19 protein-coding genes are annotated in these 17,876 nt (G+C 61.4%); 12 read left to right on the top strand and 7 right to left on the bottom strand.

Annotated features, from left to right (window positions below; all coding sequences use genetic code 11):
• Positions 1-61: 61 nt before the first annotated feature.
• Positions 62-724 (top strand): LysE family translocator, encoded by a 663-nt coding sequence (locus tag CGA22_RS07815; protein WP_041023848.1) that lies wholly within the window; start codon positions 62-64, stop codon positions 722-724.
• A gap of 79 nt (positions 725-803) precedes the next feature.
• Positions 804-1,292 carry a GyrI-like domain-containing protein gene (locus CGA22_RS07810; protein WP_041023847.1) on the top strand — a complete coding sequence of 163 codons (489 nt, stop codon included), beginning with the start codon at positions 804-806 and terminating at the stop codon, positions 1,290-1,292.
• Here CGA22_RS07810 and CGA22_RS07805 read toward each other — a convergent pair.
• On the bottom strand, positions 1,279-1,782 hold the full coding sequence (locus tag CGA22_RS07805) for a GNAT family N-acetyltransferase (protein WP_041023846.1): 504 nt from the start codon (positions 1,780-1,782) through the stop codon (positions 1,279-1,281). The two genes, CGA22_RS07810 and CGA22_RS07805, sit on opposite strands and share 14 nt — an antisense overlap.
• Positions 1,783-1,923: 141 nt before the next feature.
• Between CGA22_RS07805 and CGA22_RS07800 the strand changes: the two genes are divergently transcribed.
• From CGA22_RS07800 to CGA22_RS07785, 4 genes are all read left to right on the top strand, one after another.
• A complete protein-coding gene (locus tag CGA22_RS07800; protein ID WP_041023845.1) occupies positions 1,924-2,358 on the top strand; it encodes a YybH family protein in 435 nt (144 codons plus the stop codon).
• Positions 2,359-2,425: 67 nt separating this feature from the next.
• A complete protein-coding gene (locus tag CGA22_RS07795; RefSeq protein WP_041023844.1) occupies positions 2,426-2,770 on the top strand; it encodes a YciI family protein in 345 nt (114 codons plus the stop codon).
• A 29-nt stretch (positions 2,771-2,799) separates the two neighbouring features.
• Positions 2,800-3,276 carry an SRPBCC family protein gene (locus CGA22_RS07790; RefSeq protein ID WP_041023843.1) on the top strand — a complete coding sequence of 159 codons (477 nt, stop codon included), beginning with the start codon at positions 2,800-2,802 and terminating at the stop codon, positions 3,274-3,276.
• Positions 3,276-4,511 carry an RNA polymerase sigma factor gene (locus CGA22_RS07785; RefSeq protein ID WP_041023842.1) on the top strand — a complete coding sequence of 412 codons (1,236 nt, stop codon included), beginning with the start codon at positions 3,276-3,278 and terminating at the stop codon, positions 4,509-4,511. The genes CGA22_RS07790 and CGA22_RS07785 overlap by 1 nt, the downstream gene beginning before the upstream one ends.
• Positions 4,512-4,737: 226 nt before the next feature.
• On the opposite strand, the gene CGA22_RS07780 is transcribed toward CGA22_RS07785, so the two are convergent.
• The 5 genes from CGA22_RS07780 to CGA22_RS07760 form a co-directional block, all read right to left on the bottom strand.
• Positions 4,738-6,081: an imelysin family protein gene (locus tag CGA22_RS07780; protein WP_041023841.1), complete on the bottom strand. Its 1,344-nt coding sequence runs from the start codon at positions 6,079-6,081 to the stop codon at positions 4,738-4,740.
• Positions 6,082-6,283: 202 nt separating this feature from the next.
• Positions 6,284-8,335, bottom strand: a complete 2,052-nt coding sequence (locus CGA22_RS07775) for a putative bifunctional diguanylate cyclase/phosphodiesterase (protein WP_041023840.1) — start codon at positions 8,333-8,335, stop codon at positions 6,284-6,286.
• 309 nt (positions 8,336-8,644) lie between these two features.
• Positions 8,645-9,241: a superoxide dismutase gene (locus CGA22_RS07770; protein ID WP_024781210.1), complete on the bottom strand. Its 597-nt coding sequence runs from the start codon at positions 9,239-9,241 to the stop codon at positions 8,645-8,647.
• A 174-nt stretch (positions 9,242-9,415) separates the two neighbouring features.
• Positions 9,416-10,018: a LysE/ArgO family amino acid transporter gene (locus CGA22_RS07765; protein WP_041023838.1), complete on the bottom strand. Its 603-nt coding sequence runs from the start codon at positions 10,016-10,018 to the stop codon at positions 9,416-9,418.
• A gap of 5 nt (positions 10,019-10,023) precedes the next feature.
• On the bottom strand, positions 10,024-10,425 hold the full coding sequence (locus CGA22_RS07760; RefSeq protein ID WP_041023837.1) for an ACT domain-containing protein: 402 nt from the start codon (positions 10,423-10,425) through the stop codon (positions 10,024-10,026).
• Positions 10,426-10,509: 84 nt separating this feature from the next.
• Here CGA22_RS07760 and CGA22_RS07755 point away from each other — a divergent pair, with 84 nt between their 5' ends.
• The 3 genes from CGA22_RS07755 to CGA22_RS07745 all read left to right on the top strand — a co-directional run bounded on the left by CGA22_RS07755 (position 10,510) and on the right by CGA22_RS07745 (position 13,457).
• Positions 10,510-11,415 (top strand): LysR family transcriptional regulator ArgP, encoded by a 906-nt coding sequence (locus tag CGA22_RS07755; RefSeq protein WP_177329275.1) that lies wholly within the window; start codon positions 10,510-10,512, stop codon positions 11,413-11,415.
• 78 nt (positions 11,416-11,493) lie between these two features.
• Positions 11,494-12,477, top strand: a complete 984-nt coding sequence (locus CGA22_RS07750) for an NAD-dependent epimerase/dehydratase family protein (RefSeq protein WP_041023835.1) — start codon at positions 11,494-11,496, stop codon at positions 12,475-12,477.
• A gap of 107 nt (positions 12,478-12,584) precedes the next feature.
• Positions 12,585-13,457, top strand: a complete 873-nt coding sequence (locus tag CGA22_RS07745) for an ATPase (RefSeq protein ID WP_041023834.1) — start codon at positions 12,585-12,587, stop codon at positions 13,455-13,457.
• 213 nt (positions 13,458-13,670) lie between these two features.
• Here CGA22_RS07745 and rapA read toward each other — a convergent pair whose 3' ends face one another.
• On the bottom strand, positions 13,671-16,517 hold the full coding sequence (gene rapA / locus CGA22_RS07740; RefSeq protein ID WP_041020306.1) for an RNA polymerase-associated protein RapA: 2,847 nt from the start codon (positions 16,515-16,517) through the stop codon (positions 13,671-13,673).
• Positions 16,518-16,764: 247 nt separating this feature from the next.
• On the opposite strand from rapA, the gene CGA22_RS07735 reads away from it, so the two are divergent.
• The 3 genes from CGA22_RS07735 to ccoM all read left to right on the top strand — a co-directional run bounded on the left by CGA22_RS07735 (position 16,765) and on the right by ccoM (position 17,628).
• Entirely contained in the window at positions 16,765-17,106 is a 342-nt protein-coding gene (locus tag CGA22_RS07735) for a hypothetical protein (protein ID WP_041020305.1), read from the top strand.
• Positions 17,107-17,201: 95 nt separating this feature from the next.
• On the top strand, positions 17,202-17,363 hold the full coding sequence (locus tag CGA22_RS07730) for a hypothetical protein (protein ID WP_003184513.1): 162 nt from the start codon (positions 17,202-17,204) through the stop codon (positions 17,361-17,363).
• A gap of 148 nt (positions 17,364-17,511) precedes the next feature.
• Positions 17,512-17,628 carry a cytochrome c oxidase subunit CcoM gene (gene ccoM / locus CGA22_RS27285; RefSeq protein ID WP_041020304.1) on the top strand — a complete coding sequence of 39 codons (117 nt, stop codon included), beginning with the start codon at positions 17,512-17,514 and terminating at the stop codon, positions 17,626-17,628.
• Positions 17,629-17,876 lie beyond the last annotated feature (248 nt).

Here is a 17,876-nt window from a genome sequence, read left to right as displayed (position 1 = left end):
CCGCTCGTGGCATGCGTGCGGACTGTTCAATTCGCCATACCCCAACCCGAACGGAATGATGATGGAATTTTCCAGCGGCTTCTTGCTGAGTCTCTCCCTGTGCCTGGACATCGGCATCGCCAATATCGCGATGATCACGCTCGCCATGCAACGTGGATATTTCCAGGGTTTCGCCCTCGGCCTGGGTACCTGCGTGGGTGACCTGGTCTATGCGGTGCTGGCCCTGGCCGGCATGACGGTGCTGCTGCAGTACGAAGCGGTGCGCTGGGTGTTGTGGATCGGCGGTTCGGTGCTGTTGCTGTACTTTGCGGCGAAGATGGTCCATTCGGCGATTTATCATGGCGCGGTGCTGGAGCAGGCGGGTGAGGTGCGGGGCAACTCCTCTGGCCAGGAATTCCTGCGCGGGATTTTCCTGGCCATGTCATCCCCCAGCGCCATTCTCTGGTTCGCGGCTGTGGGCGGTACGCTCATCGCCCGTTCCGGGGGTGGCACCGTGCTCAGCTCGGTGCTTTTCCTTGGCGGTTTCCTCTGCGCCGGGTTGCTGTGGAGTGCCGGCCTGTGTCTGGCGGCGACCCAGGGTGGAAAATTATTGGGGGATAAATTGCTGCGTTATTCCTATTGGGCATCCGCTGCGATCTTCTGTTATTTCGCTGTTTACGTGATCGTTTCTGGCTACAACGAGTTTGTAGGGGCCTCTGTAGCGACGCTGGTTTCCGCGGCCTGATAAGCGAAACGGCCCTGGCATTCATGGTTTGGCTTCTATACTGCCAAACCCGACCTCATGTTTTGCGGAGTGTTGACGCATGGAAAAGCCCCAACGCGATTACACAGCCGAGCCACGCTTCGAACACGGAAATTTTCATCTTATCGCCGGTTTTGGCGGTCGTTTCACCCAGGAAACCGCCCAGGGCATCCCCCTGCTCTGGGAAAAGTTCCTGCCCTGGCTCGGTAACGTGCCAGGGCAGAAAAGCGAAGTCACCTACGGTGTGTGTTGCAACCCGGACGGGAAGGGCGGGTTCGAATACATCGCCGGCGTGGAGATCAGCCGACTCGACGATCTGCCGGAACAGTACCGCTGGATCGAAATCCAGCCCGCCCACTATGCGGTGTTCGAACACCGTGGGCCCTTGAAGACCCTGCCGGACACCTTTCACTACATCTGGAATGTCTGGTTGCCTCAATCGGGTCATGAAGCCGCGGACGCTCCGGAGTTCGAACGCTACAGCGAAGACTTCAACCCCAGGACCAGCGAGGGCACGCTGGAGATCTGGATACCGCTCAAAAGTCGGTAGAGCCCTGGAGCATCAAGCCCATCCGCCGCTCATAACCAATGCGGCCCTTATAGGCCTCGCCATAGTCGACCCAGCCCATTTGGGTATACAGGCCGATGGCCGATTCGTTACCGGCATCGACCGAGAGCTCCAACCCCCTGATTTCCGGCCAGGCCGCACGCGCCACAGCGGGCAGCGCTTGCAGGCAGGCCCTGCCGTGGCCTTTGCCCTGGGCCCGGTGATCGACCTGCAGGGCATGCAGGGTCGCGCTATGTTCGTCGGCCCAGGCAGGCAGCACGGGCGGACGCTTGAGCAACAGGAACGCCACCGGCGCGCCGTCGACCAGCAAGGCGAAACCCTTGACCCCCGGGCAGGGCCGGGACAGCAGCATGTGCAGTGCGCCGTGGATATCACCGGCGAACCGGACCTGTTCGGGAAGGAGCTCTATGGCCTCCACCTGTTGGCGCTGGACAGCGTTCAGATGTTCATAGGCGACAAGTTGAGCTGTCACAGTCACGTTCGTTGTCTGCCGGCAGGATGAGGTTGGATTCTAGCGAATTTTCTTTCTTCAATTATTTTTATCCGGGATGTCGATTCGCCGTTTCCCCAGACGACAAAGGGTGTCTTCAACAAAAACCTGTGGAGAATCACCATGAATACCCAAGCCACCGAAACCGAAATCCAGGCCCTGATCGACACCTATCGCCAAGCGGTCATGGCCAAGGACGTTGAAAAAGTCATGGCGCTCTATGCCGACGACATCGTCTCGTTCGACGCCATCCAGGCCCTGCAATTCAAGGGCAAGGTCGCCTATCGCGCCCATTGGCAGGCCTGCATGGAAATGTGCCCCGGCCCGCACAAGTTCGATTTCCACCAGGTCAAGATCAACGCGGCGGACAGCATCGCTTTCGCTCATTGGCTGGCCTATTGCGGCGGTACCAACGACAAGGGCGAAGAACAGGCCTGCTGGATGCGCGTGACGGCCTGCTACCAACGTGTGGCGGGACAATGGAAGATCGTCCATGAACATTGGTCGGCGCCGTTCGATCCGATGGCGGGCACGGCGATATTCGATCTTCAGCCCTGATCGTCGGTTTTTTCGCCACCGCATCCTTCTGCCGTCATAGTTGATCCGTTCGATCCCGGAGTTTTCCATGAAGTACTTATGCCTGGTGTATAGCAACGAACAAACGCTGCACAGCTCGCCCGACAGCCCGGAGGACGCCGAGTGCATGGCCTATGCCGAGTCGATCCAGGGCAGTGGGCGGATGATCGCCGCCGAGGCCCTGGAGTCGGTGCAGACCGCGACCACCGTGCGCATGCGCGGCGGCAAGCTGTCGATCACCGACGGGCCGTTCGCCGAAACCAAGGAGCAACTGGCGGGTTTCTACCTGATCGATGCCAAGGACTTGAACGAGGCCATCCAGGTCGCCGGCAACATCCCGGCGGCCCGGGTCGGTTGCGTCGAAGTCCGACCAGTGCGCCAATTGAACCCCTGAACAACAATCACAAAAACAGGATTCGATTCATGAACCTCACACCTGCTGCTTTCGAGTTGTCCATCAGCCGACTGATCGATGCCCCGCGCCAGAAAATCTTCCGTGCCTGGACCGAGCCGGCCCTGTTGGTCCAGTGGTGGGGCCCCCATGGCATGACCACGCCGGAATGCGAAATGGACCTGTGGGTCGGCGGTCAGTTTCGCACTTTGATGCGTGCGCCCGACGGCAGCGAGTACCCGACCATGGGCGTGTTCCTGGAAATCGTCGCCCCCCGGCGGCTGGTATTCACCGATGCGTTCGTGCCCGGCTGGGTGCCCTCCGGCAAGGCCTTCATGACCGCTGAGGTGGTGCTTGAAGAGGAGGGCGGCAAAACCCGCTACACCGCCCGTGCCTTGCACTGGAGCGAAGAGGACCGGCAGGCCCACGAAGCCATGGGGTTTCATGACGGCTGGGGGCAGAGCCTGGACCGGCTAGAAGCGTTGGTCACCCAAGGCATGCCCGACTGATGTCGGCCGATGTGGTCAAGGCGCGGGTCGAGCAGGTCTATCGGCAAGACTCGCGGCGGATCCTGGCGACGCTGATTCGCTTGCTGGGGGATTTCGACCTGGCGGAAGAAGCCCTGCACGAAGCCTTTTTCATTGCGGTCGAGCGTTGGCAGCGTGACGGCGTGCCGGACAACCCGAGGGCCTGGCTGGTGTCCGCCGGGCGCTTCAAGGCCATCGACAGTTTGCGCAGGCGAGCGCGCTTCGCGGCGTCCCAGCCCATGCTGATCGCCCAGCTCGAAGCGCTCGAGCAGTCCGACTGGAGCGACGAAGACGTGGAAGACGATCGTCTGCGGCTGATCTTCACCTGTTGCCACCCAGCCCTGGCGGCTGATGCCCAGGTGCCGTTGACGCTGCGGGAAGTCTGCGACCTGACCACCGAGGAAATCGCCCGCGCCTTCCTCGCTGCACCCGCGGCCATTGCCCAACGTATCGTGCGGGCCAAGGCGAAGATTCGCGATGCGAAAATTCCCTACCAGGTCCCGTCCCGAGCGGAGTTGCCCGAGCGCTTGGACAGTGTGTTGCGGGTGATCTACCTGGTGTTCAACGAAGGTTACTCGGCTTCGATGGGCGCCGAATTGACCCGAGAAGACCTGACCCGCGAAGCCATTCGCCTTGCACGGCTGTTGATGGAGCTGTTGCCTGAAGCCGAGGTCATGGGGTTGCTGGCGCTGATGCTGCTGCACGAATCCCGGCGGACGGCGCGCACATCGGATACCGGTGAGCTGGTGTTGCTGGATGAACAGGACCGCTCCTTGTGGAATGCGCAGCTGATTGCCGAAGGCTGCGCACTGGTGGAAGCGGCGTTGAATACCCGCCGGTTCGGGCCTTATTGCCTGCAAGCGGCGATTGCCGCCGTTCACGCCGAAGCGCCTACCGCGCAGGAGACCGACTGGCCACAAATCGTCGGGCTGTATGACGTGCTGCTGCGGGTCATGCCGTCACCGGTGATCGAACTCAATCGCGCCGTCGCCCTGGCCAAGCGCGACGGGCCGGAGGCGGGATTGCTCCTGATCGAGGCGATTCTGGGGCGGGGCGATTTGCTCGACTATCACCTGGCCCATTCGGCACGGGCAGAATTCTGTCGGCAATTGGGGCGGCTGGAGGAGGCGCGAGCGGCTTATCGACGTGCGCTTGAGTTGACGCAGCAACTGCCGGAGCGACGGTTTCTTGAGGGGCGGTTGGCGGCGTTGGCGTGATGTGATCTCAAAGACCCGCGGCGAGGGGATCTATTTGTGGCGAGAGAATTTATTTGTGGCGAGGGGATTTATCCCCGCTGGGGCGCGGAGCGGCCCTTGCTTTTTTAGGTCTGCTTCGCAGCCCAGCGGGGATAAATCCCCTCGCCACAAGACAGTGTTCGGCTTTTCGGTGGCGCCAATGAAAAAGGCGACCCTGAGGTCGCCTTTTTCAGTCAGCCAGCGCTGATCAGAACTCGTGATCGGCGTTGTCCGGGTTCAGGTCGCTGATGCCCAGTTTGCCGGCAGCCTGTTCGATCGAACCGGTCTGCTTGACCAGGGCGGCGATGGCATCGCGGACGATCTGGTTGCCGGCGGTGTTGCCGGCGGCGATCAACTGGTCGTAGTGCTCACCCTTGTTGGCGTGATCGACCATGACCTGGATCTTGGCTTCGGTGTCGGCCAGGTCCGCCTTGAGCGCGGTGTCCGCGGCCGGGTCGGCCTTGGCCACCAGGGACGACAGGCTGGCGCCGGTCATCTTGGTACCGTCGACGCGGGTGTATTCGCCCAGGTACACGTTACGCACGCCCTTGGCGTCGTAGAAGTGCGAGTTGTGGGTGTTGTCGCTGAAGCAGTCCTGCTCGTCTTCTGGCGAGTTGGCTTCCAGGGATACTTTCATGCGCTCGCCCGCCAGTTCACCGAGGGACAGGCTGCCCATGCCGAACAGCATCTTGCGCAGGCCGCTTTCGGCAGGTTCCGCTTCCAAGGTGGCGCGGTAGTTGTCGGCCACGTTCGGCTTCCAGTTGCCGACCATTTCCTCCAGGTCGCTGACCAGCAATTGGGTCACGGACTTGAGGTAGGCACGACGACGGTCGTTATGGCCGCCAGTGGCGCCGGCGCCTTCCAGGTAGTCGGAAGCCGGGCGATTGCCGGCACCCGGGCCGGTGCCGTTGAGGTCCTGGCCCCACAGCAGGAATTCGATGGCGTGGTAGCCGGTGGCGACGTTGGCCTCGGAACCACCCAGCTCATTCAGGCTGGCGAGTTTTTCCGGGGTGATGTCTTTCACATCGACCTTGTCCTCACCCACCTGGACTTCGGTGTTGGCGATGATATTGGCGGTGGCGCCCGGGTTACCCAGTGCGTGCTCGTAGGATTTGTCGACGTAGTCGATCAGGCCTTCGTCCAGGGGCCAGGCGTTCACCTGGCCTTCCCAGTCGTCGATGATGGTGTTGCCGAAGCGGAACACTTCGCTCTGCAGGTAAGGCACGCGTGCGGCGACCCAGGCAGCCCGGGCGGCTTTCAGGGTGTCGGCGTTCGGCTTGGCCAGGAACGCGTCGACGGCGGTTTGCAGGGTTTTTGCGGTAGATTCGGCATCGCTGTAGACGGCATAGACCATATCGGCATAGTGCGCGACGACGGCCTTGGCGGCGGCTTCGTCGAGTTTGCCGGCGGCAGCGGGGGCGGCCGGTGCCGCAGTGCTGGCGGCAGGCGTTGGCGCTTGCGGCGCGGCAGCCTTGTCCTTGCCTTCGCCGCAGCCGGCGAGGGAAATGGCGATAGCCAGCAGACTGGCGGTAGCCAGGGGCATACGAATCATGGCAAACATCCTGCTTCGAAAATGGAGGGGACGCGAGGGTGCGCAAAAGCTGCAACATAATGCGAAAGATTTGCATTATGTGTAAAGAGCTGCGCCTGTAAATATTTCTTATTTAATGTACGCAGATCGCAGGCTTGGTCAGTTCCTACAGAAAAATACGATTCCTCTGTAGGAGCCGGCCAAGCCTGCGATCTTTAGAGCGTCAGAGAACGGAGGCCTTGCTGCGCTGCGCCTGTTTCAGATAAATACCCAGCTCCCGTGCCGGCAGGGGTTTGCTGTAGTAGTAGCCCTGACCTTCATGGCAGCCTTCGGCGATGATGTAGGCTTCCTGCTCGATCGTCTCGACGCCTTCGGCGATCACCTGCATCCCGAGGCTTTTACCCAACTGGATGATGGCGCGGACGATGGTCGCGTCGTCTTCGTCATCGAGCAGGTCCTGGACGAAGCTCTTGTCGATCTTGATCTTGTCCAGCGGCAGGCTCTTGAGGTAACTCAGCGACGAATAGCCGGTCCCGAAGTCGTCGATGGCAATCAACGCGCCGGAGCGGCGCAGGCTCAGCAAGTGCTGGGCAGCGGTGGTGATGTCTTCCATCAGGCCGGTTTCGGTGACTTCGAGCTCCAGGCTGCGAGGCGGCAACCGGTACATCTGCAGGAAGTTGTTCACCACCCGGGGCAGTTCGGCGTGGTGCAATTGCACGGTGGACAGGTTCACCGCCATGCGCATGTCGACGAAACCCTGGTCGTGCCATTCGCGCAGTTGCTTGCAAGCCTGGTCCAGGACCCATTCGCCGATGGCAATGATGGTGCCGTTCTGCTCGGCCAGTGGGATGAACAGATCCGGCGGCACGAAACCGTGTTCGGGATGGTGCCAGCGGATCAGTGCCTCGGTGCCCACCACCCGCAAGTCGCGGTAGCTGATCTGCGGTTGGTAGACCAGGGTGAACTGGTCGCGCACCAGGGCCTCGCGCAAATCTTTCTCCAACTCGCGACGGCGGCGCATTTCGCTGTCGACGCTGGCGATGTAGAACTGGTAGCGGTTGCGCGAGCGGGTCTTGGCCAGGGTCATGGTCTGCTCGGCTTTCTGCAACAGCTTCTCGGTGCTGTCACCGTCCTCGGGGAATAGCGTGATGCCAATGGTGGCGCGCAGGCGGATTTCCTGATCGTCAAGGGCGAAGGGGGCCTCCAGGTCGTCGAGGATGCTTTGCGACAGCTCGGCGGCTTCGTAAGGCTGCTCGATGTCGGCCTGCACCAGGGCGAACTGGTCGCCTCCCAGTCGTGCCAGCGCACCCAGGCGGCCGCTGTGGGCCCGCAGTCGATCGGCCAGGGCCAGCAGCAGTTGGTCGCCGGTCTGGTAGCTGAACTGTTCGTTGATGCTCTTGAAGTCATCCAGCCCCACGCACAGCACCGCCACCCGGCGTTGCAGGCGGCCGGCATCCACCAGGATCTTGTCCAGTTGCTGCTGGAGCTGCTGGCGGTTGGGCAGGCCGGTGAGGAAGTCGTACTGGGCCATCCGCAGCAGACTGTTTTCCGCTTCGTGGCGCAGGTGTGTATTGCGTTCGATGGAGGCGAGCAATTGGTTGGCCGTGTTGATCCACAGGCCCAGCTCGTTCTGCTCGTGGCCGCGAAGCTGCGGAATCTTGTGGGCGCTGGGGCGATCGGGATTGATCTCCGTCAGGTGTTCGATGATCCGTGACAGCGGCTTGGTCAGCAGCCAGTGATAGACCAGGTACAACACCAGGCCCATTGCCAGGGCCCGCAACATGCCCGAGACGAAAATGATCACGGAGCTGATGATGAAACCCTGGCCATAGGTGGCGGTGTCCAGGGTGATGCTCAGGTCGCCGTAATATTCGCTGTAGGGGCCGCGGCCGACCAATTGCGTGGTGAAGGTGCGTTCCTTGCCCAGGATCAGGTCGGTCAGCCAACGGCTTTCGGAATACTGCAAGGGCCGGGTCTTTTCGGCGAGCATGGTTTCGTGAGGGTGACCGATGGAGGCCATGCGGACGGCTTCGTCCTGGAACAGCCCTTCGATCACTTGCATACCCATTTCCCGGTCGAGGCTGTAGACGGCCTGGGTCGAGGGATCGCGAAACATATCGAGAATGCGCTGGGCATCGCTGGCGACGGCCCGGTTGGTTTTATAGGCATCGAACACGATCTGAGCGCAGCTCAAAATCATGCCAACGATCAATGCCGAAAGGAGCACGACCCGGAGCAACTTCACAGACAAGCTGTTCTTGAGTTCCAGCTTCAAAGAGGGATTCCTTGTACCGTGCGGGTAGCGTCAAGTTGCCATGAGTATTGGCAATCCTGTGATGTCAGTCAAAGGGACAATCAAACACAAGGGATTTTGCCTGGAACATGGCCGATATGCGGTTCTTCCAGAGTGATTGCTCTACGGTCATTGTGTCGGTTGCAGAGGCCCGCAACTTGAGGCCTCGAAGGAATTTTTGTTGGGATTCGGACGTGAGGTCATCCGCTCGAAACCGGGGGCGGGCATTTATACCGGGCAAAAAAAACCCGGCAAGGTGCCGGGTTTTTTTGTCGGGCATGGGATCGAAGCTTAGGCGGTGAAAGCCTTGCCTTCGAACTGTTCGGCCACGAATTTCCAGTTGACCAGGTTCCAGAACGCTTCGACGTATTTCGGGCGAAGGTTACGGTAGTCGATGTAGTAGGCGTGCTCCCAGACGTCGCAGGTCAGCAGTGGGGTGTCGCCGCTGGTCAGCGGGTTGCCGGCGCCGATGGTGCTGGCCAGGGCCAGGGAACCGTCAGCCTTTTTCACCAGCCAGCCCCAGCCGGAACCGAAGGTGCCGATGGACGTCTTGCTGAACTCTTCCTTGAACTTGTCGAACGAACCGAAGGCCTTGTTGATGGCTTCAGCCAGTGCGCCGGTAGGTTGACCGCCGGCGTTGGGTGCCAGGCAGTTCCAGTAAAAGGTGTGGTTCCAGACCTGAGCGGCGTTGTTGAAGATGCCGCCCGAGGAAGTCTTGACGATTTCTTCCAGGGTCTTGCCTTCGAACTCGGTGCCAGGCACCAGGTTGTTCAGGTTCACGACGTAGGTGTTGTGGTGCTTGTCGTGGTGGAATTCCAGAGTCTCTTTGGAGATGTGCGGCTGCAGTGCATCGTGTGCGTAGGGCAGCGGCGGCAATTCGAAAGCCATGGTGATTCTCCTAATCAGGTCAGTTGCGGTGAGCGCAAGGCCGATCACGGGCGGCCGGACTAGCGCCGGGGAGTTTGTACTCTTTGCGGCGCAGGGTCGGATCATAGCACCGGGGGTGCGGCATAACCACGCAACAACTGTGTGGGATAGAGGTTCCAGAGCGGTTTCGAATAATCAGCCCATGACGATCAACTGCCCCGCCACGGCGAACATCATCACCGCCACCAGCAGGTCGAGGATCCGCCAGGTGCTCGGGCGAGCCAGCCAGGGAGCCAGCCATGCGGCGCCGATGGCCAGGGTGAAGAACCACAGCAGCGAGGCACTGGCGGCGCCCACGACATAGGCCCCGGGCACGCTCTGCTGGGCACCGAGGGAGCCGATCAGCAGCACGGTATCGAGGTAGACGTGGGGGTTGAGCAGCGTCACGGCCAGCGCGCTGAGCAACACCGCCCGCAGTGAGCGCACGGCCTGGTTTTCGCCCTGTTGCAGGCTCTGCTTCGAACAGGCCCGGCGCAAGGCGAGGCTGGCGTACCAGAGCAGGAACGCCGCACCACCCCAGCGGGCGATCGATAGCAACAACGGGCTCTGCGCCAGCAACGTAGCCAGCCCGAACACGCCGGCCATGACCAGCAGCGCGTCGCAGGTGACGCATAGCGCGGCCACGGGCAAATGATGTTCGCGACGCAGGCTCTGGGCCAGCACAAACGCGTTCTGGGCGCCGATGGCCATGATCAGCCCGAGGGCCACCAGCAGCCCGTTCACATAGCTTTGCCACATAGACATTACTCCCCGTTCGCGGCCAATTGCTTGAGCACAGCCATGGCCTGCTCAGCATCGTCGTGACCGACGAACAGATGGTCGTGGTAGTAACCGGCGATCACGTTGCAACTGATGCCGGCATCGCCAAGCGCCGTGGCGAAGGCTGCGGTCAGTCCCACGGCCTGCAGGGCCGAGTGCACGTTGAGGGTGATCCACGCGGCGACATAGTCGAAGCTCAGGCCAGCCTTTTGCGCCTGGGATTTTTCCAGGATCACCGTCAGGCCCTCGCGCTCAAGGAAGCTGCCGACGATCGTGATGTCCGCCGGGACCCGGCCGTCGGGCAGGCTACAGAACACGTATTCGCCCGGATTGAGTTGCGGGCTCATGCTGCGCAGCAGGGTGTTCAATGATGTTTCGCCAGACATGGCTCGCTCCTCCAAGTGAATGCTGGTCATTTTCCGGTCGGAAGCTGTATAAGAAAAACAAATCTTGCTGATTGCTCATTAGGAATACTGATGTTCGATTACAAATTGCTGGCAGCCCTGGCTGCGGTAGTGGAGCAGGCCGGCTTCGAGCGCGCCGCCCAAGTGCTGGGGTTGTCGCAATCGGCTGTTTCCCAACGGATCAAGCTGCTGGAGGCGCGAGTCGGCCAGCCTGTGCTGGTGCGCGCCACGCCACCGGCCCCCACCGAGATCGGTCGTCGCTTGCTCAACCATGTCCAACAGGTGCGTTTGCTGGAGCGCGATCTGCAAAGCCTGGTGCCAGCACTGGATGAAGAGGGCCTGCCCGAACGCCTGCGCATCGCCCTGAATGCCGACAGCCTGGCGACCTGGTGGGCGGCGGCCGTGGGCGATTTCTGCGCCGAGCATCACCTGTTGATGGACTTGGTGGTCGAGGACCAGACCGTCGGTCTCAAACGCATGCGCGCCGGCGAGGTGGCAGCGTGTGTCTGCGCCAACGAGCGCCCGGTGGCCGGGGCCCGCAGCGTATTGCTGGGCGCCATGCGCTATCGTGCGCTGGCGAGCCCGGCCTTCATCGCCCGGCACTTCCCCGACGGCGTGCGTGCCGAGCAATTGGCTCGCACGCCGGCCCTGGTGTTCGGCCCGGATGATTTCCTGCAGCACCGCTACCTCGCTTCCCTCGGCGTCGAAGGCGGTTTCGAACACCATTTGTGTCCTTCTTCAGAAGGTTTCATCCGCCTCGCCGAAGCGGGGCTTGGCTGGGGGCTGGTGCCGGAACTGCAAATGCGTGAACAGCTGGCGCGTGGGGTGTTGGTGGAGTTGCTGGCAGATAAAACAATCGATGTGCCGTTGTACTGGCATCATTGGCGCAATGGTGGGCAATTGCTCGGGCTGTTGACCGATCAATTGATTCACTTCTCAAAGCGCTGGCTGGTGCCTTGGGAGCCGCAATAAGCGTCAAGCCGCAAGCGGCGCACAGATTAATTGGCCGTGGCGGCTCAAGGCTCGCCACTGCACGGGTTGGGAGCATTCATGAAAATTCTGGTTACCGGCGCAAGCGGCTTCATCGGCGGGCGCTTTGCGCGTTTCGCCCTGGAGCAGGGCCTGGATGTAAGGGTCAACGGACGCCGGGCCGAGAGCGTGGAACACCTGGTGCGTCGCGGTGCGCAATTCGTCCCGGGGGATCTGAGCGATCCGCTGTTGGCCCGTGATCTGTGCCTGGACGTCGAGGCGGTGGTGCATTGCGCCGGCTCCGTGGGGTTGTGGGGGCGCTATCAGGATTTTCACCAGGGCAACGTCCAGCTCACGGAAAACGTTGTCGAGGCCTGCCTCAAGCAAAAGGTCCGGCGCCTGGTGCACCTGTCGTCACCCTCGATCTATTTCGATGGCCGTGACCACCTCGGGCTGACCGAGGAGCAAGTGCCCAAGCGCTTCGGGCATCCCTATGCCGCCACCAAATACCTGGCCGAGCAGAAAGTCTTCGGCGCCCAGGAGTTCGGCCTTGAAGTGCTGGCCCTGCGGCCGCGCTTCGTGACCGGTGCTGGCGACATGAGCATCTTCCCGCGCCTGTTGAACATGCAGCGCAAGGGGCGCCTGGCGATTATTGGCAACGGTTTGAACAAGGTGGATTTCACCAGTGTGCACAACCTCAACGAGGTACTGCTCAGCAGTCTGCTGGCCACCGGTTCAGCCTTGGGCAAGGCCTACAACATCAGCAATGGAGCGCCGATTCCGCTGTGGGACGTGGTCAACTATGTGATGCGGCAGATGGACGTCCCACAGGTCAGGCGTTACCGTTCCTACGGGCTGGCCTACAGCATGGCCGCGTTGAACGAAGGGGCCTGCAAATTGTGGCCGGGTCGTCCCGAGCCGACGCTGTCGCGCCTGGGCATGCAGGTCATGAACAAAAATTTCACCCTCGACATCAGCCGGGCCCGGCATTATCTCGATTACGATCCGCAGGTCAGCCTATGGACCGCCCTCGATGAATTCTGCACCTGGTGGAAAGCCCGCTGATCGGCCCGTCATGAACCGAGTGCCGGGTTCGGGGTCAATCGGTGCGGCGGGCGAGGGGGTTATACTCGCCGCATCGAGCCATTACTGGTTTCTCAAAGGTTGAATCCATGCCCACGCGTAATGATGAACACGACGACTTCGATGATGTACCGAGCCTGCGGATGCGTGCCGACGTCCCCGATGACGATGACTTCCTGCCCAACCGTCAGCCTCATGTGCAAGCGCGCCCGACACCCGTTGCGGCGGCCAAGGTCAAGGGACCCAGCACCGGGCCGCTGTGGGCGCTGGTCGGCGCGTTGCTGTGTGCGTTCGGTTTCCTGGCCTGGTGGAGCTTCCAACAGATTTCCCTGATGGAGCAGCAGTTGGTGGCGACCCAAGAGAGTTTCGCGCGAATCAGTGAGGACGCAGCGGGGCGCTTGCAGGACATTTCCGGCAAGGTGGTGGCCGGTCAATCCAATGTCATGAGCGACAGCGAAGCCTTGAAGCTGCAGATCAAACAGCTGGACAACAAGCTGCAGGAGCAGGGCCGGCAATTCGATAGCAAGCTGCAGGAACAGTACAAACAGCAGCAAGCCACCTTTGGTCCGTCCGCCGACCTCGACAAGGAACTGGCCCTGCTCATTGCCCATGACACTGAACAGCAGAACGTCAGCACCCAGCTGCAAGCGGCCAACAAGGAGCTCCAGGCCCAGGTCAAGACACTGGCGGCGGAAGTGACCGCCCTGAAGAACCAAGGCGAGGGTGGTGCCCTGGATGCCCAGCTCAAAAGCATCGGCGCCGATATCACCGCCCTGAAAAGGAACAACCAGAACCCTGCCATCGAGCGTCTGGAGCAGGACATGATAGTGCTCAAGAGCCAGCAGGATAACGGCAACACCGCCGAGTTCGACGCCTTCCGCGGCCAGGTCACCCGCAACATCAATACCCTGCAAGCGCAGATCCAGCACCTGCAACAGCAGCTCAGCGCTCGGGGGCAGTAACGGGTTTTTTGGGTGCTTGCGGGATAAGCAGCATTTGTATACGCCGCAATCCCTGTGGGAGCGAGCCTGCTCGCGATGGCGTCAGTCCTGACCCACCGCTATCGCGAGCAGGCTCGCTCCCACAGAGTTTCGGGGATGTTTGTGAAAGGTGTGCTCGGCGCACAAAAAAAGGCCCGCATCGCTGCGGGCCTTTTTTTGTGTTGCCAGGGCTGATCAGCCCGCCACCAACACCCGGATCGCTTCCAGGCGCAGCGCAGCTTTTTCCAGCATCGCCAGGCCTTGTTCGCGCTGTTGGCGCAGGGCCACCAGCTCGCTGTCGCGCACGGTCGGGTTGACGGCTTGCAGGGCGGTCAGGCGGGCCAGCTCTTCGTCAGTATCGGCCGCCAGGCGGCGTTGGGCCTCGGCCACGCGCTCGGCGTGCCGTGGGGCGATCTTCTCTTCACCGGCATTGATGCGCGGCGTGAGCTGGTCTCGCTGGGCCTGGATGAACTTGTTGGCGCTGGCCCGAGGCACACTTTCGAGCTGGTCGTTCAGGGTCTCGAACGAAACCCGGGCCGCCAGGTCGTTACCGTTGGCGTCCAGCAGGCAGCGCAGGGCGGCCGGTGGCAGGTAACGGCCCAGTTGCAACGAGCGCGGTGCAACCACTTCACTGACGTAAAGCAGTTCCAGCAGCACAGTGCCGGGCTTGAGGGCCTTGTTCTTGATCAGCGCCACGGCCGTGTTGCCCATGGAACCGGACAGCACGAGGTCCATGCCGCCTTGCACCATCGGGTGTTCCCAGGTGATGAACTGCATGTCTTCGCGGGACAGCGCCTGGTTGCGGTCGTAGGTGATGGTCACGCCTTCGTCATCCCCCAGCGGGAAGCTGGCATCGAGCATTTTTTCGCTCGGCTTGAGAATCAGCGCGTTGTCCGAATGGTCCTCGCTGTCGATACCGAACGCGTCGAACAGGGTTTCCATGTAGATCGGCAGGGCGAACTGATCGTCTTGCTCAAGAATGGCTTCCACCAGTGCGTCGCCTTCACCGGCGCCGCCGGAGTTGAGCTCCAGCAAACGGTCGCGACCGGTGTGCAGCTCGGTTTCCAGGCGCTCGCGTTCGGCGCGGGCTTCGTCGATCAGCGCTTGCCATTGGCCATCGTCGGCCTCCTCCAGTAAGGGCAACAGGCGCGGGCCGAACTGATGCTGCAAGGCGTTGCCGGTCGGGCAGGTGTTGAGGAAGGCGTTCAACGCCTCGTGGTACCACTGGTACAGCCGCTCTTGCGGGCTGGTTTCCAGGTACGGCACGTGCAACTCGATGGTGTGCTTCTGGCCGATCCGGTCCAGGCGGCCGATCCGCTGTTCCAGCAGGTCCGGGTGAGAGGGCAGGTCGAACAGCACCAGGTGATGGGCGAACTGGAAGTTGCGCCCTTCGCTGCCGATTTCCGAGCAGATCAACACCTGTGCGCCAAACTCTTCGTCGGCGAAGTACGCGGCGGCACGGTCGCGCTCAAGGATGTTCATGCCTTCGTGGAACACCGTGGCCGGGATACCCGAGCGCACGCGCAAGGCATCCTCCAGGTCCATGGCGGTTTCGGCATGGGCACAGATCACCAATACCTTGGTGCGCTTGAGCATTTTCAGTTGGTCGATCAGCCATTCGACGCGGGGGTCGAATTTCCACCAGCGTTCTTCTTCGCTGGCGTCCGGCTGGGCCTGGAAACTGACTTCCGGGTACAACTCGGCGTGATCGCCCAGGGGCAGTTCGAGGTATTCGTCCGGGCACGGCAGCGGATAGGCGTGCAGTTTGCGTTCCGGGAAGCCCTGTACGGCGGCGCGGGTATTGCGAAACAGCACGCGGCCGGTGCCGTGGCGGTCCAGCAGCTCGCGGACCAAGCGGGCGCTGGCTTCGCTGTCGCCATCGTTGACGGCGGTCAGCAGCGCTTCGCCTTCGTTGCCCAGGAAGCCGTGAATGGTCTTGTGGGCTTCGGGCGAGAGGCGGCCCTTGTCCAGCAGCTCCTGCACGGCCTCGGCCACCGGGCGGTAGTTTTCGCTCTCGGCGCGGAAGGCCTTGAGGTCGTGGAAGCGGTTCGGGTCCAGCAGGCGCAGGCGGGCGAAGTGGCTGTCCTGGCCCAGCTGTTCCGGGGTCGCGGTCAACAGCAGTACGCCCGGGATCGTCTCGGCAAGCTGTTCGACCAGCGCGTATTGCGGGCTGACCTGATCTTCGTGCCACACCAGGTGATGGGCTTCGTCGACCACCATCAGGTCCCAGCCGGCGGCGAACAGCGCGTCCTGGGCCTTCTCGTCGTCCACCAGCCATTCCAGCGCCACCAGCGCCAGTTGGGTGTCTTCGAACGGGTTGCTCGCATCGCTTTCGATGAAGCGTTCCTCATCGAACAGAGCGACTTGCAGGTTGAAGCGCCGGCGCATTTCCACCAGCCATTGGTGCTGAAGGTTTTCCGGGACCAGGATCAATATGCGACTGGCGCGTCCGGACAACAGCTGGCGGTGGATGACCAGGCCGGCTTCGATGGTCTTGCCCAACCCCACTTCGTCTGCCAGCAATACCCGCGGTGCAATGCGATCGGCCACTTCCCGGGCAATGTGCAATTGGTGGGCGATGGGCTGGGCCCGGACACCACCCAGGCCCCAGAGCGAGGACTGCAACTGGCGGCTGGTGTGTTCCAGGGTGTGGTAACGCAGGGAGAACCAGGCCAGCGGGTCGATCTGGCCGGCGAACAGACGGTCGCTGGCCAGGCGGAACTGGATGAAGTTCGACAGCTGGGTTTCCGGCAGGGTGACCACTTCGTTCTGCCCGTTGAGGCCGTGATAGACCAGCAGCCCGTCGACATCGTCGACTTCGCGCACGGTCATTTTCCAACCTTCGAAGTGAGTGATCACGTCGCCCGGCGAAAACCGTACACGTGTCAGAGGCGCATTCCGTAGCGCGTACTGGCGGGTGTCGCCAGTGGCCGGATAGAGCACGGTCAACAAGCGGCCGTCCTGTGCCAGAACGGTGCCTAAACCCAGCTCGGCTTCGCTGTCACTGATCCAGCGTTGCCCCGGTTGATACTGCTGCGCCATGCTGCCTGACTCCCGCCTTGAAAAAGCCGATTATCTTAACGGAATGATCCCCCAGACCAAAGAAATTACGCACGCAACAGGCTGTTATTGCAGCCAATCCTTCGACCGATCCGAGGGAACTTCAACGGGTTTCGCGATCAAACAGGCTTGTACCTGCCTTGCATTAATGCCAACCGGGTCACAAGTTTCGGACCAGCGGTTCAAGCCTCCTGCGCCGCAGCCGATAGCCTGATGACAGGAGATTTTTATGTTGCTACCCACGCTCCCCTTGAGCGCCGTACCCATCACTGCACAACAGGATCCAGTCCGCCAGCGACCGGACATCCCGCCCGTGGTCCCGGTGCAACAAACCTCCAGCGAAAGCACCATCGACTTGCAAAAGCGCGATCCCGAAGAGGCTGCACTGTTGCTGCGCGAGGAACAGCGTCGCCAGCAGGAGCGCGAGAGGCGCCGTCGCGAAGCCGATGAAGACCCCGAGGAGCACCTGGCCATACCGGGGACCGAACTCAACGCCGACAACACCGTGCCGGTGAAACCCCTGATAGACGATGAGGCGCGCCAGGGCCTGTGGGTCGATATCCAGATCTGATTTCCGGTATTTGCCCACGCACGCAGGCTGGTCAACGCAGCCAACAGCCGCCATCATGGGCACATTCGCACTTCACTGCATGATGCCGACACGCCATGAGCCAAGATGACAAACTGATTGACCTCAGCGCTGAACGCGCCAAGCGTGTTCACGACCTCAACGAAAAGCGCCTCAATGAAGTCCGCCAGGCTTTCGAGCAGGCCATGCCTCTGGGCAAGCCCAAGAAAAAGCCGAAGAACAAACCGAAGAAGCGTTGACGTCCCCCCCCGATCCATTGATGCAGCTTAGTTGTATCCCTCCCTTTGCGCTCGGTCGCGAGCGTTATTGACCCCGGTCAATGTTCATCCCTGCTCGATTGGTTAACGTGGCTCCAACACAACAGGAGCAGGACCAAGGAGGCCAATCATGTTTTTCGATAATGTGGTGTTTGCCGGAATGTTGACGGTCGGCTTCATGTTCGTATTTTTCGCTGTTTTTGGATTATTCATCTGGAAAGACGCCCACAAGCGCAGAAAACCGTAAGTTTTTCCAGCTGTAACGAGCACGCAAGGCATTTTGGGCGACTTCGGTCGCCCTTTTTTTTGTGCCAGATTCTTGCCCACACACCAAAGCCCTGTTCGAGCCTGTGGGAGCAAAGCTTGCTCGCGATGAATTGAAACACGGTCTGTAAATCGAGGTGCCTTCGTCGCGAGCAAGCTTTGCTCCCACAGGCTCGCTCCCACAGGGCCCGTGTTCCGGGCATAAAAAAGGTGCGATCCACAAGGGTCGCA

This window comes from Pseudomonas sp. PSB18 (genome assembly GCF_014596565.1).
Classification (GTDB): Bacteria; Pseudomonadota; Gammaproteobacteria; order Pseudomonadales; family Pseudomonadaceae; genus Aquipseudomonas.
This window is presented reverse-complemented; position numbering and strand designations above follow the sequence as displayed.

What these genes read in the sequence shown, in the direction of transcription:
- CGA22_RS07815 (WP_041023848.1), top strand. Translation starts at nt 62, where the DNA reads ATGGAATTTTCCAGCGGCTTCTTGCTGAGTCTCTCCCTGTGCCTGGAC.
- CGA22_RS07810 (WP_041023847.1), top strand. Translation starts at nt 804, where the DNA reads ATGGAAAAGCCCCAACGCGATTACACAGCCGAGCCACGCTTCGAACAC.
- CGA22_RS07800 (WP_041023845.1), top strand. Translation starts at nt 1,924, where the DNA reads ATGAATACCCAAGCCACCGAAACCGAAATCCAGGCCCTGATCGACACC.
- CGA22_RS07795 (WP_041023844.1), top strand. Translation starts at nt 2,426, where the DNA reads ATGAAGTACTTATGCCTGGTGTATAGCAACGAACAAACGCTGCACAGC.
- CGA22_RS07790 (WP_041023843.1), top strand. Translation starts at nt 2,800, where the DNA reads ATGAACCTCACACCTGCTGCTTTCGAGTTGTCCATCAGCCGACTGATC.
- CGA22_RS07785 (WP_041023842.1), top strand. Translation starts at nt 3,276, where the DNA reads ATGTCGGCCGATGTGGTCAAGGCGCGGGTCGAGCAGGTCTATCGGCAA.
- CGA22_RS07780 (WP_041023841.1), bottom strand. Translation starts at nt 6,081, where the DNA reads ATGATTCGTATGCCCCTGGCTACCGCCAGTCTGCTGGCTATCGCCATT.
- CGA22_RS07770 (WP_024781210.1), bottom strand. Translation starts at nt 9,241, where the DNA reads ATGGCTTTCGAATTGCCGCCGCTGCCCTACGCACACGATGCACTGCAG.
- CGA22_RS07765 (WP_041023838.1), bottom strand. Translation starts at nt 10,018, where the DNA reads ATGTGGCAAAGCTATGTGAACGGGCTGCTGGTGGCCCTCGGGCTGATC.
- CGA22_RS07760 (WP_041023837.1), bottom strand. Translation starts at nt 10,425, where the DNA reads ATGTCTGGCGAAACATCATTGAACACCCTGCTGCGCAGCATGAGCCCG.
- CGA22_RS07750 (WP_041023835.1), top strand. Translation starts at nt 11,494, where the DNA reads ATGAAAATTCTGGTTACCGGCGCAAGCGGCTTCATCGGCGGGCGCTTT.
- CGA22_RS07745 (WP_041023834.1), top strand. Translation starts at nt 12,585, where the DNA reads ATGCCCACGCGTAATGATGAACACGACGACTTCGATGATGTACCGAGC.
- rapA (WP_041020306.1), bottom strand. Translation starts at nt 16,517, where the DNA reads ATGGCGCAGCAGTATCAACCGGGGCAACGCTGGATCAGTGACAGCGAA.
- CGA22_RS07735 (WP_041020305.1), top strand. Translation starts at nt 16,765, where the DNA reads ATGTTGCTACCCACGCTCCCCTTGAGCGCCGTACCCATCACTGCACAA.
- CGA22_RS07730 (WP_003184513.1), top strand. Translation starts at nt 17,202, where the DNA reads ATGAGCCAAGATGACAAACTGATTGACCTCAGCGCTGAACGCGCCAAG.
- ccoM (WP_041020304.1), top strand. Translation starts at nt 17,512, where the DNA reads ATGTTTTTCGATAATGTGGTGTTTGCCGGAATGTTGACGGTCGGCTTC.